The 15,645-nt window shown below is 64.5% G+C and carries 13 protein-coding genes and 1 tRNA gene; 7 read left to right on the top strand and 7 right to left on the bottom strand.

The window, feature by feature from the left end:
* Positions 1–49: 49 nt before the first annotated feature.
* Positions 50–2,185, bottom strand: a complete 2,136-nt coding sequence (locus tag CH296_RS20215; RefSeq protein WP_094685628.1) for a molybdopterin-dependent oxidoreductase — start codon at positions 2,183–2,185, stop codon at positions 50–52.
* An 85-nt stretch (positions 2,186–2,270) separates the two neighbouring features.
* Between CH296_RS20215 and CH296_RS20220 the strand changes: the two genes are divergently transcribed.
* From CH296_RS20220 to CH296_RS20230, 3 genes are all read left to right on the top strand, one after another.
* Positions 2,271–3,074, top strand: a complete 804-nt coding sequence (locus CH296_RS20220; protein WP_094657773.1) for a serine hydrolase — start codon at positions 2,271–2,273, stop codon at positions 3,072–3,074.
* 144 nt (positions 3,075–3,218) lie between these two features.
* Positions 3,219–3,731, top strand: coding sequence for a DUF3145 domain-containing protein (locus tag CH296_RS20225; protein WP_032394465.1), 513 nt, complete (start codon positions 3,219–3,221; stop codon positions 3,729–3,731).
* A gap of 91 nt (positions 3,732–3,822) precedes the next feature.
* Positions 3,823–4,272, top strand: a complete 450-nt coding sequence (locus CH296_RS20230) for a cold-shock protein (RefSeq protein WP_094629932.1) — start codon at positions 3,823–3,825, stop codon at positions 4,270–4,272.
* A 196-nt stretch (positions 4,273–4,468) separates the two neighbouring features.
* On the opposite strand, the gene CH296_RS20235 is transcribed toward CH296_RS20230, so the two are convergent.
* From CH296_RS20235 to aceE, 6 genes are all read right to left on the bottom strand, one after another.
* Positions 4,469–5,902: an acyl-CoA carboxylase subunit beta gene (locus tag CH296_RS20235; protein ID WP_094685629.1), complete on the bottom strand. Its 1,434-nt coding sequence runs from the start codon at positions 5,900–5,902 to the stop codon at positions 4,469–4,471.
* A gap of 129 nt (positions 5,903–6,031) precedes the next feature.
* Positions 6,032–7,282 carry a KasA/KasB family beta-ketoacyl-ACP synthase gene (locus tag CH296_RS20240; RefSeq protein ID WP_094685630.1) on the bottom strand — a complete coding sequence of 417 codons (1,251 nt, stop codon included), beginning with the start codon at positions 7,280–7,282 and terminating at the stop codon, positions 6,032–6,034.
* A gap of 8 nt (positions 7,283–7,290) precedes the next feature.
* Positions 7,291–7,635, bottom strand: a complete 345-nt coding sequence (gene acpM, locus CH296_RS20245; RefSeq protein WP_045199610.1) for a meromycolate extension acyl carrier protein AcpM — start codon at positions 7,633–7,635, stop codon at positions 7,291–7,293.
* 87 nt (positions 7,636–7,722) lie between these two features.
* Positions 7,723–8,631 carry an ACP S-malonyltransferase gene (locus CH296_RS20250; RefSeq protein WP_094629931.1) on the bottom strand — a complete coding sequence of 303 codons (909 nt, stop codon included), beginning with the start codon at positions 8,629–8,631 and terminating at the stop codon, positions 7,723–7,725.
* Between the two features lie 128 nt (positions 8,632–8,759).
* A complete protein-coding gene (locus CH296_RS20255; RefSeq protein ID WP_230596653.1) occupies positions 8,760–10,139 on the bottom strand; it encodes a CdaR family transcriptional regulator in 1,380 nt (459 codons plus the stop codon).
* Positions 10,140–10,226: 87 nt separating this feature from the next.
* Positions 10,227–13,046, bottom strand: a complete 2,820-nt coding sequence (aceE, locus tag CH296_RS20260; protein WP_032394725.1) for a pyruvate dehydrogenase (acetyl-transferring), homodimeric type — start codon at positions 13,044–13,046, stop codon at positions 10,227–10,229.
* 255 nt (positions 13,047–13,301) lie between these two features.
* On the opposite strand from aceE, the gene CH296_RS20265 reads away from it, so the two are divergent.
* The 4 genes from CH296_RS20265 to CH296_RS20280 all read left to right on the top strand — a co-directional run bounded on the left by CH296_RS20265 (position 13,302) and on the right by CH296_RS20280 (position 15,613).
* Positions 13,302–13,724, top strand: a complete 423-nt coding sequence (locus tag CH296_RS20265; protein WP_032394460.1) for a DUF3052 domain-containing protein — start codon at positions 13,302–13,304, stop codon at positions 13,722–13,724.
* Between the two features lie 31 nt (positions 13,725–13,755).
* Complete coding sequence (locus CH296_RS20270) at positions 13,756–14,217, top strand: peroxiredoxin (RefSeq protein WP_032394459.1); 462 nt, start codon at positions 13,756–13,758, stop codon at positions 14,215–14,217.
* A gap of 87 nt (positions 14,218–14,304) precedes the next feature.
* Positions 14,305–14,376: transfer RNA gene (locus CH296_RS20275), tRNA-Val, on the top strand.
* Between the two features lie 256 nt (positions 14,377–14,632).
* Complete coding sequence (locus CH296_RS20280) at positions 14,633–15,613, top strand: helix-turn-helix domain-containing protein (RefSeq protein WP_256980528.1); 981 nt, start codon at positions 14,633–14,635, stop codon at positions 15,611–15,613.
* Positions 15,614–15,645: the final 32 nt, after the last annotated feature.

Below are 15,645 nucleotides of genomic sequence, written 5' to 3' on the forward strand. Positions count from 1 at the left end.
GCCTGCAGAATCGTACAGAATCGCGTCGCCTCGACGGTTCATCGGGGCGCTATTTCGCCCTCACCTGCACCGGGACCCCGTTCAGGATCGCATTGGCCGAGACGGCGTCGACTCGGCCCGGGTCGGTGATGTCGTTGACACTGGGGCCCGTCACCGTCGTGGCAACGGACAGCTCCACGCCGGGGCGCTGATGCCCGAAGCCGTGCGGCATGCTCACCACGCCCGGCATCATCTTGTCCGATGCCGCCACCTCGATGTCGACGGTTCCGGCGGCGGAGGTCACCGACACCATCGCCCCGTCCTCGATGCCGCGGTGTTCCAGGTCGTCCGGGTGGGCCAGAAGCTGATGTCTCGCTTTGCCTTTGGTGAGCCGGGCGGTGTTGTGCATCCAGGAGTTGTTGCTGCGCAGGTGTCGCCGACCGATCAGCAACAACTCGTCACCGGTCGCAACGGCGCTCGAGTGCATCAGGTCCACCAACGCGGGAAGTTCGGCAACAACGATGTCCTGAATCAGCTGTACCCGCTTGTCCCGCGTCTTCAGCTTCTGCGGGAAGCCGGGCCGCAGGGGTCCGAGATCGACACCGTGGGGGTTGGCTCGAAGCTTCTTGAGCGACAACCCTTTTCGTTGGCTGCGGAGCAGGATGTCCAGGGTGCGCGCGGGGGACAGGCGCAGGCGCGCCTCGCTGATCACGCTCTTCGGAGTCAATCGCGACTTCACTCGACCGATCGTCGAACCGGTCATCGCGCTCTTGTAGCGGAGTGACAGGTCTCGGAATATCTCCCAATCATGCTTTGCGTCGGCCTTCTTGGGCAGGACCGCCGGCATGTACTTGGCAGTGTTGTGTACCGCGAAGGAATTGAAGATCAGGTCGTAGTGGTCGCGTTCGAGAGACATCGTCGGCGGCAGAATCACGTGTGCATGACGCGAGGTCTCGTTGATGTAGAAGTCGAACGACACCATGAAATCGAGACCCGCGAACGCGTCGTTCAGGGTGGTACCGCCGGGCATCGACAGCACCGGATTGCCGGACAGAACCGCCATCGCGCGGATCTGGTCCTTGCCCTCGGTGGTGATCTCGTCGACGAGCGTCGAGCAGGGGTATTCGCCTGCGAACTCGGGCAGGTCGCGAACGCGGCTGCGCCACTTGTCGAAATGTCCGCGGCCGACGATGCCCTGCTTGATCAGATCGATCGCGGGATCGGTCACCATGGCACCGCCGGGGCGGTCGAGATTGCCGGTGATGATGTTCAGTACCTGAATCGCCCACTGGCACACGGTGCCGAACTGCTGGGTCGAGACCCCCATTCGGCCGTATGCCACCGCGGACTTCGCCGACGCGAAATCACGTGCCAGGGCCGAGATGTCCTCCGCGGCGATCCCCACGACCGGAGCAACGGATTCGGGGGTGAATTCGGCGACGAGGTCGGCGAGGCGATCGGCACCGTCGATGTAGTCGGCCACGCGCACGGTGCCGTCGGCGACGATGACGTGGATCATCGCGAGCAGGAGCAATGCATCGGTGCCGGGACGCACGAAGAAGTGCGTGTCGGCGATGTCGGCGGTCTCGGTCTTGCGCGGATCGACCACGACCAGGCGTCCGCCGCGTTTACGCAGTGCCCGCGCTCTCTTGGCGAAATCGGGGACGGTCATCATGGAGCCGTTCGACGCCATCGGATTGCCGCCGAGTACGAGAAAGAAGTCGGTGCGGTCGATGTCGGGGATAGGCAGCAGCAGTTGATGCCCGTACAGCAGGTGATCGACGAGCTGATGCGGGAGCTGATCCAGCGAGGTGGCGGAGTATCGATTACGCGTTCGCAGGAGCGAGGTGAAGGGAATGCCGTGGGTCATCGCACCCATCGAATGGACGTTGGGGTTGCCCTGATAGAGACCGACCGCGTTGCGCCCGTACTTCTTGCGCGTCGAGATCAGGCCGTCGATCACGAGGTCGTATGCCTCGTCCCAGCCGATCTTCTCCCACTTCTCACCCACACGTTTGACCGGTGTGGTGAGTCGATCGGTATCGGCGTGCAGGTCGATCAGCGACAGAGCCTTCGGGCAGATGTGACCGCGCGAGAGCGGGTCCTTCTCGTCACCGCGGACGGACGTGACCGCATCGTTCTCCACCGTGAACTCGAGCCCACAGATCGCTTCGCACAGATTGCACGAGCCATACACAACCGACATCGCATTCCTCCCACTCATGTGCTGCGAGCGTAGCCCGGCGGGGGACCGGGGCACCGTCATCGACCGACAATTAGGCTCGTGAATCGTGACCACCCTCGATCTCACGTCCTCCTGGCCCGTCGACCACGTCAGTGCAGCAGTCGTCACCGACTCCGGAGTTCGTGAGCAGGTCGGCGACACCGATCGCGTCTACGAGTTGGCCTCGGTCACCAAACTGCTCAGTGCCTACGCAGTCCTCGTCGCCGTCGAGGAAGGTGCGGTGGAGCTCGATCAACCCGCAGGGCCGGAAGGGTCGACGGTGCGTCACCTGCTGGCACACGCGTCGGGCCTGGCGTTCGGCGACCGCACGGTCCAGGCACCGGCCGGCACCAAGCGGATCTACTCGAGCACCGGGTTCGAAGTACTGGCCGAACTGATCGAGACCGAAGCGGGCATCGCCTTCCCGGACTACCTCGACGAGGCCGTGTGCAGGCCACTGCAGATGACGAATACCGCGCTACCGGGATCGGCAGGCCACGGTGCCAGCTCCACCCTGGCGGACCTGAAGAAGTTCGCGGCGGAGTTGTTGGAACCCACGCTCCTCGCGTCGCAGACCCTCTCGTCGGCGACGGCCGTGCAGTTCCCCGGCCTCAACGGCATCGTGCCCGGGTACGGATCGCACAGGCCGTGCGACTGGGGACTCGGGTTCGAGCTGCGGGGTGAGAAGAGCCCGCACTGGACCGGAAGCGGCAACTCGTCGGCCACGTTCGGTCACTTCGGTCAGGCCGGAACGTTCCTGTGGGTGGACCCGTCCGTGCGCACGGCATGCGTGGTGTTGACCGACCGGGCCTTCGGAGACTGGGCGAAACCGCTGTGGCCGGAACTCTCCGATGCCGTTCTTGCAGGGTGAATGCCGATCGTTCACAGATTGCACTGGCGCAACAGGGGTAACTCGGGGCACACTAGTACACATACGTGTTGATTGACTGCAGCCAGCCGAAGCATGTCGAGGTCGTTGGGGAAGACGTCCCTCGTCGAAGCTGGAGGTAGTGCAATGCGTGGATCGAATCAATTCGCAGAAGCGACGTCGGGTGTCGTGTACATCCACTCGTCGCCCGCTGCGTTGTGCCCGCATGTCGAATGGGCGTTGTCCGACGCCCTCGATTGCCGTGCGAATTTGAAGTGGTCTGCGCAGCCGGCCTCCGACGGGCAGCTGCGCGCCACCACCGACTGGGTAGGCCCGGTCGGCACCGGAGCGACCCTCGCCGGCATCCTGCGCTCGTGGCAGATGCTGCGCTTCGAGGTGACCGAAGACCCCAGCGAAGGCGTCGACGGCGAACGATTCTCGCACGTACCCGGTCTGGGGCTGTGGCGTGGATCGACGAGCGCGAACGGTGACGTGGTCCTCGGCGAGATGCGTTTGCGCGCCCTCATGGAGAACAACCAGGGCAACCTCACCGCGGCCGTGGAGCACGCTCTCGGGTCGGACTGGGACGCCGCCCTCGAGCCGTACCGCACCGGGGGAGCCGGAGCCGAAGTGACGTGGTTGAGCCGCAACGTGGGCTAGTGGTGAGAGTTGCTGGGGGTTCGGTGTCGCGGTAGTTTCGCGGGCGTGCCTGGGGTAGGCATGTGGGAACGACCGTGGAGTGGTGAGTTCGATGTTGTCGACCGGAAAAGTGATTCGATTCGACGAATTCAAGGGGTACGGATTCGTAGCGCCGGACGAGGGCGGCGAGGACGTGTTCATTCACGTCAACGATCTGGATTTCGACAAGAGGCTGTTGGCACCGGGTGTTCGCGTCGAGTACGTCGCCGTCGACGGTGACCGAGGGCTCAAGGCCACCCAGGTACAGATAATCGACGGTCCGGCATCGACCGCGCTGGTGACCCGACACAAGCCCGACGTGCCGTACCACCACACCGTGCCGGTGACCGACCATCAGAACCTCGAAGACGTCATCTGCGACGTCCTGTCCGAGGCGGACTTCACTGCCGAGGTGACCGAGGCACTGCTGACGTCCAACGGAACCGTGACGGCAGCGCAGATTCTCGACATCCGATCAGCGATGCTGCGAGTGGCTCACGATCACAAGTGGATCGAGAACTGACCGACGCGTATCCCCTTCATCCCGCCCTGCAGCCCGCTCGGTTCCGGATGAATGTGGCTTCGTTGCACTCGGAGCGCTACTGATCCACACCGTGAATGGACCATTACATACGTCTGGGCGCTGCAAGGGTCCATTCACGCGGCCGGGGGAGGACGGGGGCGGGGGCTGAGTCAGGGCCGCAAGCGAGGGCGGTTGATCAGAGCGGAATGTTCTTGTGGTTTCCGCGTGCCGCGGGCGCGGCCGCGAGAGCCTTGGCGACGGTGCTGCGGGTCTTGCTCGGTTCGATGACCTCGTCGACGACACCGATGGCCACAGCACGCTCGACGCCACCTGCGATGCTTTCGTGCTCGACTGTAAGCCGATCGTGCAGTGCCTCGCGCTCCTCCTCGGGAGCGGCCGCGAGAGCCTTCTTGTGCAGGATGCCGACGGCTGCCTTCGCGCCCATCACGGCGACCTCGGAGCCGGGCCAGGCGTAGACCGCAGTGGCACCGAGCGCGCGAGCGTTCATTGCGATGTACGCGCCGCCGTAGATCTTGCGGGTCACGAGGGTGACGCGGGGGACCGTGGCTTCGGCGAAGGCGTGCAACAGCTTTGCGCCACGACGCACGACACCTTCCCATTCCATGCTGACGCCGGGGAGGTATCCGGGAACGTCGACCACCACGACGAGCGGGATGCCGAACGAATCGCACAACCGAACGAAACGTGCTGCCTTCTCTGCACTTTCGGAGTTGAGGCAGCCGCCGAGTCGGATGGGGTTGTTGGCGATGACCCCGACGGTGCGGCCACTGATACGGCCGAGGCCGATCACGATGCTGCGAGCCCAGCCGCCCTGGAATTCCTCGAACGTCGATTCGCCTTCGACGTTGTCGAGCAACTCGTGCACGATCGGGTGGACGTCGTATGCGCGACGGTTCGATTCGGGCATCAGAGCCCGGAGGTCGGTGTCACCGTGTTCGGCAGCGGCGATATCGAAGTCGCCCTGCTCGCAGAACATGGACACCAGACGGCGGGCGCGGGTGAACGCGTCCATCTCGCTGTCGGCGACGATGTGGCACACGCCGGACTTCTTGTGGTGGGTGTCGGGGCCGCCGAGCGAGGCCATGTCGACCTGCTCGCCGGTGACGCTGCGGACGACGTCGGGACCGGTGACGAAGACACGTCCCTCGGGAGCCATGATGACGACGTCGGTCAACGCAGGACCGTAGGCGGCGCCGCCGGCTGCGAAGCCGAGAACGACGGAAACTTGGGGGACGAGGCCGGACGCTCGGACCATGGCCTCGAAGACGAGTCCGACGGCGTGGAGAGCTTCGACGCCCTCGGCGAGGCGAGCGCCTCCGGAGTGCCAGACGCCGACGAGCGGAGCGCGCTGCTCGATGGCCGTGTCGATGGCGGCGACGATGTGCTTGCAGCCGTCGACCCCCATGGCACCGCCCATGACGGTGGCGTCGGAGCAGTACGCGATGGTGTGGACGCCGTCGATCTCGCCGGACGCTGCGAGGATGCCGGATTTGTCCCGATCGTGCAGCGGGACAGTGGTTCCGGCGTCGAACAGATTCTCGAGGCGGGCGAGTGGATCGCGGGGATCGGTCGAGGTACCGGATCGTGTGACAGGGGCCAGAATAGTCATCGCTTGTCCTTCTTCAGGGCCCCTGAGGGGGCGAGGCCCGAACCGGAACCGTTCCCTGGGAAACGGCCCCGGTCCGGATCATGCACTGCGAGAGCGAGATCGGCTGAGTCGAAGAAACGACTCAGTGAATCACGCCTTTCCGAAGGCGAGCGCTACGTTGTGCCCACCGAATCCGAACGAGTTGTTGATCGCGTAATCGATCTGTCCGACGCGGGGCTCGCCCTTGACGACGTCGAGATCGATCTCGGGATCCTGGTTCTCCAAATTCAGTGTGGGAGGGATGATTCCCTCACGCACTGCCAGCACCGTCAGTACCGACTCGAGAGCGCCGACGGCACCGATCGAGTGGCCCAGAGCGGATTTCGGTGCGTACACCGCTGCGTGATTTCCGACTGCCTTGTTGATCGCCAGCGCCTCGGCGGTGTCTCCGATGGGAGTTGCCGTTGCGTGGGCGTTCACGTGGGTGATGTCGGACTTCTGCAGGCCTGCGGTCTCGATGGCGCGCTGCATCGCACGCGCGGCACCCTTGCCCTCCGGATCGGGAGCCACCAGGTGGAACCCGTCGGAGGTGATTCCGGCACCGAGCAGGCGGGCATGAATCGTTGCGCCGCGAGCCTTGGCGTGCTCTTCGGTCTCGATGACCATGAGCGCACCCGCTTCACCGAAGACGAAGCCGTCACGGTCCTTGTCGAACGGACGTGACGCACCCTTCGGGTTGTCGTTGTTGGTGCTCATCGCCCGCATCATGGAGAAGCTGGCGATCGGAACTGCGTCGATGTAGCCCTCGACGCCGCCGGTGACGACCATGTCCGCATCGCCCATCACGATCATCCGCCACGCGTGTGCGATGGCTTCCGATCCCGAGGAGCAGGCGGAGACGGGAGTGATGACACCGGCCTGTGCTTTGAGCTCGAGTCCGACGACCGCTGCGGGGCCGTTCGGCATGACCATCTGAACGGCGAGCGGAGACACCTTGCGGTAGCCGCCTGCCTTCATCTTGTCGTTGGCGTCGATCAGCGAATCTCCGCCACCGAGGCCGGTACCGATCGACACACCGAGGCGAAGGGGATCGACGTCGGGGGTTCCGGCGTTCTTCCAGACCTCGCGGCCGAGGACCGTCGACAGTTGCTCGACATAACTCAGGCGACGAATCTCGACCCGCGAGAGCAGGCTCTGCGGGTTCACCGCGAGGTGTCCGCCGATCCGCACAGGCAGGTCGTACTCGGCGACGAACTCGTCTTCGAGCTTCGCGATTCCGCTGTCGCCGTTCAGCAGACCCTTCCACGTGGCATCGACGTCACCCGCAAGTGACGTGGTCGCAGCGAGGCTGGTGACGACGACACTGGGGAAGCGTCCGTTGGCGGTGGATGGGTTGGTCATGGGCCCTGTCACTCGCTCGCGGAGTCGTCGAGCTTGGCCTTGATAGCTTCTGCGGCTTCGGGGTTCTCCGCTTCGAGCTTCTGGATGTAGTTGACGGCGTCACCGACGGTGCGCAGACCTGCGAGGTCCTCGTCGGGGATCTTCACGCCGTACTTGTCCTCGGTCTGCACTGCGATCTCGACCATGGAGAGCGAGTCGATGTCGAGGTCGTCCACGAAGGACTTCTCGATGGTCACCTCGGACGGTTCGATGCCCGTGACCTCCTCGATGATCTCTGCAAGTCCGGCGATGAGGTCTTCCTGGCTGGCCACTGTTGTGGCTCCCTTCTCTTCTGTGTAGAACGCCGAAGTCATGTGCTTCGAGACGCGATTGTGCATTTCTGCCACTCGGGGAGTGGAAGTGCGATCCGCAGTGCGTGACGGCGGAGTGTGTGGGGCGAGCTAACCGAGCTCGGCCATTGCGGAGATGTCCGCCGGTGTCTTCAGGCCGAGGTTGGCAACGCCACGCAGTTCGCGTTTGGCGATGCCGACCAGTGCGCCTGCCGGGGGCAGTTCCACAAGTCCGGTGACCTGCGCGGTACGCAGGTAGGCAGTGCACAGATCCCATCGCACGGGGCGAGTGACCTGAGCAGCAAGCTTGTTCAGTGCGTCGGCACCCGAGGCGACCGGCTGACCGTCCGAGTTGGACAGCAGCGTTCGCGTCGGCTCCGACGGAGTGATCGCGGCAGCGGCTGCGGCAACGGTGTCGCCGGCAGACGCCATGTATCTGGTGTGGAACGCGCCTGCGACCGGCAGTGCGCGAACCCGAGCCTTCTCGGGCGCGCTCTCGGCCAGCTCGGCAAGTTTGGTGAGCAGGCCGGCCGCGACGATCTGGCCTGCAGCGTTGACGTTGGCCGGCGCGAGGTCGAGTTCGTCGAGGCGGGCCAGGACGGCAGCTTCGTCTCCGCCGAGCACGGCGGACATGCCGGTCGGTTCGAGTGCACACGCCTTGGCCATTGCTGCGCCACGGACGGCGGCGAGTGACACGGCGTCGTCGGAGGAGATGACGCCGGCGATGGCAGCGGCGGCGAGTTCGCCCACGGAGTGTCCGGCGACGACGGCGTCCTCGGGGAACAGGCCCCGCGATGCGATCTCCTCGAAGGCGAGCAGGGCCGACGCCACGACCAGGGGCTGGGTCACCGCGGTGTCGGTGATCTCCTCGGCGGTTGCTGTGGTGCCGAGGCGGACGAGGTCGAGACCGGAGGCCTTCGACCACAGTGCGAGTCGGTCTGCCGCACCTGGCAATTCGAGCCAAGGCAACAGCATGCCGGGAGTCTGAGAGCCCTGACCGGGCGCAAGCAACGCAATCACAGGGTTAAGAGAACACTGTCGGGTGCCGAATGAGTGATGTCGCGCTCGATGAACTCTCGACAGGCAATTTGTGGGAACCCTACAAATCGCCTCGTGGGGACTCGCTATCGCCGGAGGGTGGTGGAGCGTTACGTAACCACTTCTCCGAATGTGACCTGTGTGACATATGGGGCTGGATGTGCCGGTTCGTGATGCGTTCGAGCCAACCTACCTACCGTTGCCGCGACCCTGAGCACGTACGCGTCGCGCGGGTGAGTGGGGTCGCGACCGGTGACCTCTGCGATGCGCTTGAGCCGATACCGAACGGTATTTGGATGAACAAACAGCTGCCGTGCGCAGGTTTCGACGGCTCCGCCACAGTCGAGATACGCATCGAGGGTGTCGGCAAGTCCAGAACCCGCCGCCGCCAATGGAACGACCACGTGATCGTTCAACGCCGATATCGCCGCACTGTCGTTGAGCAGTGCGCGTTCGGGCAACAACTCGCCTGCGTGCACCGGACGCGGTGCACCACGCCAGCCGGCGACGGCCTGCATGCCGGCGAAGGCTTCCACCGCGCTCGAGTGCGCCGCGCCCAGGGTGCGAGTGGTCGGGCCGATGACCACGGGCCCGTCGGAGAAGTTCTGCAACATGTCCTCGATGAACGCGTGGTGGGCCGGCGTGTCCTCGATCTGGCCGCTGACCACCATCACCAGCCGAGTGCCTTGCACCACGGCGAGTGCCGCGCGGCCGTGCTTCTGCGCCACGGCGTGCACTGTTCCGACCACCGACACGCCCCGATCGTCCGGGGGAGTACCGACCAACACCGTCGCGGGGGCCGTGGCGTCCCAGTTCAGCGTTGCGGCACGCGAGAGCATGTCCGAGCCGGTGTCCCCACGCACGACGGCATCGACGACGAGAGCTTCGAGGCGGGTGTCCCAGGCACCGCGAGATTCGGCCGCACTGGCGTAGACCGACGCGGCCGCGAAGCCGAGCTCGCGGCCGTACCGTAGGACGGCCTCGGTCAGGGCCACCAGCTGCTGATCGTTGCGAGCCAGCGCCGGAAGCCACTGCTCGAAGAACTCCATCGCCACCCGGACCATGTCGACGGTCTGGCGCAGAGTGAGGCGGCGGGCCAGGTCTTGGGGGATGACCTGGAATGCGTCGAGGCTGAAGCGGATATCGCTGTTGGGGTTCTTGAGCCATTCGAGAAAGTTGTCGACGGCTGTCTGAATCAACAACTGCACGCTTGCGCGTTGGGCCGCGTCGAGATCGCCGAAGAACGGCAACTGGCCCTGCATCGTGGTGACGGCTTCTGTCGAGAGTCGGCCGGAGAACTGTTTGACCCGCCGCAGCAGGGCATCGGGCAGGGGATCGCGCTTCTGGCGTGAGGGAGCCAGTGAGGCGACCGGAAGATGCACTTCGTTGTCCGAGGTCAACGACTCACGCAACGCCTCACGATAGGCGTCGCGTCGGGACACTTCGCGTGTGGACGCACTGTCCGGGGAACCGGGCTTCGCATCGGACATAAGGAGAACCTACGCCCGACCCCCGCCCACCTCGCGCTGGACGTGCCGCGCGAGGTGGAACGGGGGTCGGGCGATCAGGGGTCGAACCTACGCCGAACCGGTATCGGCGTACGACGTGGGAGCGGCGGTGACGTCGTCGATCTTGTACTTCTCCGCGGCCTCGACGGCCTTGGAGCGGTCGACCTCACCGGATGCCGCCAGAGCCGACAACGTGGCGACGACGATCGACTCGGCGTCGACGTTGAACACCCGGCGCGCGGCCGGACGGGTATCCGAGAATCCGAATCCGTCGGTACCGAGAGTGACGTAATCGCCCGGAACCCACTGACGGATCTGGTCCGGAACCGCACGCATCCAATCCGAGGACGCGATGACCGGGCCGTTGGCGTCGGCCAGCGCCGAGGTGACGAACGGAACGCGCTTGTCGGCACCGGGATTGCGCAGGGACTCCTGCTCGGCCTCGACACCGTCGCGGCGCAGTTCGCCCCACGAGGTCACCGACCAGACGGCCGAACGAACGCCCCACTCCTCGAACAGCAATTCGCGGGCCTTACGGGCCGAGACGATGCCGACGCCGGACGCCAGCAGCTGCGCCTCGGGTCCGTCGCCCTCCTGCGGCTCGGCGAACCGGTAGATGCCCTTGAGCAGACCCTCGACGTCGAGGTTCTCCGGCTCGGCCGGCTGTACGTACGGCTCGTTGTAGAGGGTGATGTAGTAGAAGATGTTCTCGCCGCCGAAGCCCTCGACACCTTCGGTTCCGCCGTACATCCGTCGCAGACCGTCCTTGACGATGTGCGCGATCTCGTACGAGAACGCCGGGTCGTAGGCCACGGCCGCCGGGTTGGTCGAGGCCAACAGCAGCGAATGACCGTCGGCGTGCTGCAGACCCTCACCGGTGAGCGTGGTGCGACCTGCGGTGGCACCGAGCACGAATCCGCGAGCCATCTGGTCTGCTGCCGCCCAGAGACCGTCGCCGGTGCGCTGGAAGCCGAACATCGAGTAGAAGATGTACAGCGGGATCATGACCTCGCCGTGCGTGGCGTACGAGGTACCGACCGCGGTGAACGACGACGTCGAACCGGCCTCGTTGATGCCCTCGTGCAGGATCTGGCCGACCGAGCTCTCCTTGTAGGCGAGCATCAGCTCCGAGTCCACCGAGGTGTACAGCTGGCCGTTGCGGTTGTAGATCTTCAGCGACGGGAACCACGAGTCCATACCGAACGTGCGGGCCTCGTCGGGGATGATCGGCACGATTCGGTGGCCGATCTCCTTGTCTCGCAACAACTCCTTCATGACGCGCACGAGCGCCATGGTGGTGGCGACTTCCTGCTTGCCGGAGCCCTTGCGGAGCGTCTTGTACGTGTCGTCGCCGGGCTGCGGGAGCGGCTTGACGTCGACCCGCCGCTCGGGGACGAATCCGCCGAGCTTGTTGCGGCGATCGAGCATGTACTGGATCTCGGGAGCATCCGGGCCGGGGTGGTAGTACGGCGGCATGTACGGATCCTTCTCGAGCTCTTCGTCCGAGATCGGGATGTGCTGGAGATCGCGGAACGTCTTGAGATCGTCGAGCGTGAGCTTCTTCATCTGGTGCGTGGCATTGCGGCCCTCGAAGTGCTTGCCGAGGGTGTAGCCCTTGATGGTGTGCGCCAGGATGACCGTCGGCTGGCCCTTGTGCGACATCGCCGCCGCGTAGGCAGCGTGCACCTTGCGGTAGTCGTGGCCGCCGCGCTTGAGGTTCCAGATCTCGTCGTCGGACAGATCCTTGACCAGTTCCTTGGTGCGCGGATCGCGACCGAAGAAGTGATCGCGGACGTACCCGCCGTCGTTGGCCTTGTACGTCTGGAAGTCACCGTCGGGAGTGGTGTTCATCAGGTTCACGAGCGCGCCGTCGCGGTCTGCGTGCAGCAGTGAATCCCACTCGCGGCCCCAGACGACCTTGATGACGTTCCAGCCCGCGCCGCGGAAGAACGACTCCAGCTCCTGAATGATCTTGCCGTTGCCGCGGACCGGGCCGTCGAGGCGCTGCAGGTTGCAGTTGACGACGAACGTCAGGTTGTCCAGACCCTCGGTGGCGGCCACGTGCGCGAGTCCACGCGACTCCGGCTCGTCCATCTCGCCATCGCCCAGGAATGCCCAGACATGCTGATCGGAGGTGTCCTTGACGCCGCGGTCGTTGAGATAGTGGTTGAAGCGGGCCTGGTAGATGGCGTTCATCGGGCCGAGACCCATCGACACCGTCGGGAACTCCCAGAAGTCCTGCATCAGGCGGGGGTGCGGGTACGACGGCAGTCCGCCGCCCTCGTTCACGTGACTGGCCTCCTGACGGAAGCCGTCCATGCGCTCGGCCGGGATGCGGCCCTCGAGGAAGGCGCGGGCGTAGATGCCGGGGGAGGCGTGACCCTGGATGAAGATGTGGTCGCCGCCGCCCGGGTGGTCCTTGCCGCGGAAGAAGTGGTTGAAGCCGACCTCGTACAGCGCAGCCGACGAGGCGTACGTGGAGATGTGGCCACCGACGCCGACGCCGGGGCGCTGCGCGCGGTGCACCATGATGGCTGCGTTCCAGCGGATCCAGGCGCGGTAGCGACGTTCCATCGACTCGTCGCCGGGGAACCACGGCTCGTTTTCGGTGGGAATGGTGTTGACGTAATCCGTCGACGTCAGCGACGGCAGCGCGACGCGGCGCTCACCGGCGCGCTCGAGCAACCTGAGCATCAGGTAGCGAGCGCGGTTGGGGCCGGACCTCTCCAACAAGCCGTCGAACGACTCGATCCATTCGTTGGTCTCGTCGTTGTCGATATCGGGCAGGTACGACGCGACACCCTCGCGGATGACGCGGACCCGGCCGTCAGAGCCCTTCTTGCCTGCAGACGATGTGTTCTGCCGTTCGCCGCTGTTCACTTCGGACAACGTGTGCACTCCTCAATGTGGCGGACGCTCGGTGTGGCGTCCGGTCCGGTAGCGCGCCCCTGTGACGGCGCTCTACTTTCCTCGTTCTCGTGATTCCTCCCAATCCTGCTACATCTTCTCGGTTCTGGTAGTACAGAGGTCCGATACCCACCAGTAGAAATTTATGTACGCAATTTCGGCGCGGTCAGCTTGCGCGAACGGCTCCGACCCTGTTCGCTTTGTCTACTGCACCCACAATTCAAGGAGGTCACCACCGTGGTCGCCGCGGCGGACGCTCAGAACTACGCTCAGAAACTTGGCATCACTCGCGACATGGTCGTACAGGAGCTGGGCTGGGACGAGGACACCGACGATGATCTGCGCGCCGACGTAGAAGATGCGATCGGTGGCGAGACCCTCGACGAGGATTCCGACGAGGTGATCGATGTCGTACTGCTGTGGTGGCGCGACGGAGACGGTGACCTGGTCGACGCACTCATGGATGCCATCGGGCCACTCTCGGACGATGGAATCGTGTGGGTCCTCAGCCCCAAGACCGGCCTGTCCGGTCACGTCGAACCCAGCGAGATCGCCGAGTCCGCCCCGACCGCAGGATTGACGCAGACCTCTGCGGCAAACCTCGGTGACTGGATCGGAAGTCGTCTGGTTCAGCCCAAGACCCCTGCCACCAAGCGGTAGGTCGATGCTCGATACAGGAAGACGGTTCTAGATGCCGATCGAGGTTGGCGCGGTTGCGCCCGACTTCACTCTGAAGGATCAGAACAACCAACTGGTCACGTTGTCGTCGTACAGGAACGTGAAAAACGTTCTGCTCGTGTTCTATCCACTGGCCTTCACCGGCACGTGCCAGGGCGAGCTGTGCAAAGTGCGCGACGAGTTACCGACCTTCGAGAACGACGAGACTGCGATCTTGGCAATCTCGGTGGGTCCGCCTCCGACCCACAAGATCTGGGCTGCAGAGCAGGGTTACACCTTTCCGCTGCTGTCGGACTTCTGGCCGCACGGCGAGGTTGCTCAGGCGTACGGCGTGTTCAACGACAGCGCCGGCTTCGCCAATCGTGGAACGTTCGTGGTCGACAAATCCGGAATCATCCGGTTCGCCGAAATGAACGGACCCGGTGAGGCTCGCGACAGTTCATCGTGGGCCGAGGCTCTCGCACAAGTGAGCTGACCTGCGGAATTGTAGTTAGAGATCAGACACGATAAATTTCTCCAAGCGTTCCGGTGGCCCGGGGTTGTACCCAGGCCACCGGTACTGGGGCGTATAGCTCAGCGGTAGAGCTCTGGTTTTACACACCAGCGGTCGGGGGTTCGAACCCCTCTGCGCCCACCCTCGATTCAACTGCCACAGGTGTCTCGGTGCCCTGATTCGGCCGGCCGGTCGTCATCGGTAACGGTGAATTTCGTTCATGTTCGGCATGCGCTCTTCTGGCTTGCCCGTCCACTCTCGCTATGGTTCACAGCCCGTTCGTCATCGCCGTGAGGTGACGGTTACGCGTCGACGCATCACGTGCAACGGTCCGGAAACGACTGCGCAGCATCATCGGTGGGACCAGCGCGAACTTCGATACCGGCGGGGCTTGACCATGGAGCATTGGACGACCGAAGATCTGCCGGTGCCGGATCAATTCGGCTACTGGCGCGACGCGATCTGCGACGCGTTCACACCGTTGTTTCCCCGCCGCCCCGCCGCACACGCCACGGCGTCGTCACCGGGCGGGATGACCGGATGGGTTCGCGCTGCACCGGTGGGTTCCATCCGGCTCGCGGAAATCGCGTCGGAGCCCCAGCTCCATCTTCACGGCCGATCGGAGGTAGCAAGAACCACGGAGGACGTGACGTTCGTGAACTTGGTCCTCGAAGGCACCTGCGTCGGGCGGCAAGCAGGCCGGACGTGTGTCGTGAACGCGGGCGACTTCGCGTTGTTCGATGCGACTCGACCGTTCGGACTCGATTACCGGAGCACATGGCGAGTGCTGTCGATGAAGGTCCCCAACGGCATGTTGACGCCACTGATCACGGATTCGGACGGGAGAACCGCAGTATCGTTCTCGCCGACCAATGCGTCCGCGCATGTTGCCAGTGCCGCGATGAGTGCAGTGTGGCAACGGGCCGATCGAATGGAGCGCGCGGATGTCCTCGCCACCAATTCGGCCTTGCTCACACTGATCGCATCAGCGGCCGGATCGAGCGAGAACGAACGGACCTGCGACAGCCGAAGCCTTCGGGCCGAGATGAGAGCCGCGATCAACGCCTATGTGGCAGAACAGATTCGATGTGGGTCGGTGCCTGCCGAGCAAACTGCGCGGCGTTTTTCCATCTCGGTACGCAAGCTCCACCAGCTGTACGAGGAGACCGAACTCTCGTACGCCCGAACCGTCATGAAGTCGCGAGTCGAGGCGTGCGCAGCAGATCTCGACTCGGCGACCCGGCCGACGTCGATGTCCACCCTTGCAGCTCGGTGGGGCTTCGCAGACCTGTCGCATCTCAATCGCGTCTTCAGAACGCAGAAAGGTTGCCTGCCTTCGGAATACCTCAGTCGAAGGATCACGTCTGCGTCGTCCTGACGTCGGCGGACGTGCTCACCGCCCGGTACAGC

The organism is Rhodococcus sp. 14-2496-1d (assembly GCF_002259365.1).
Lineage (GTDB): Bacteria > Actinomycetota > Actinomycetes > Mycobacteriales > Mycobacteriaceae > Rhodococcoides.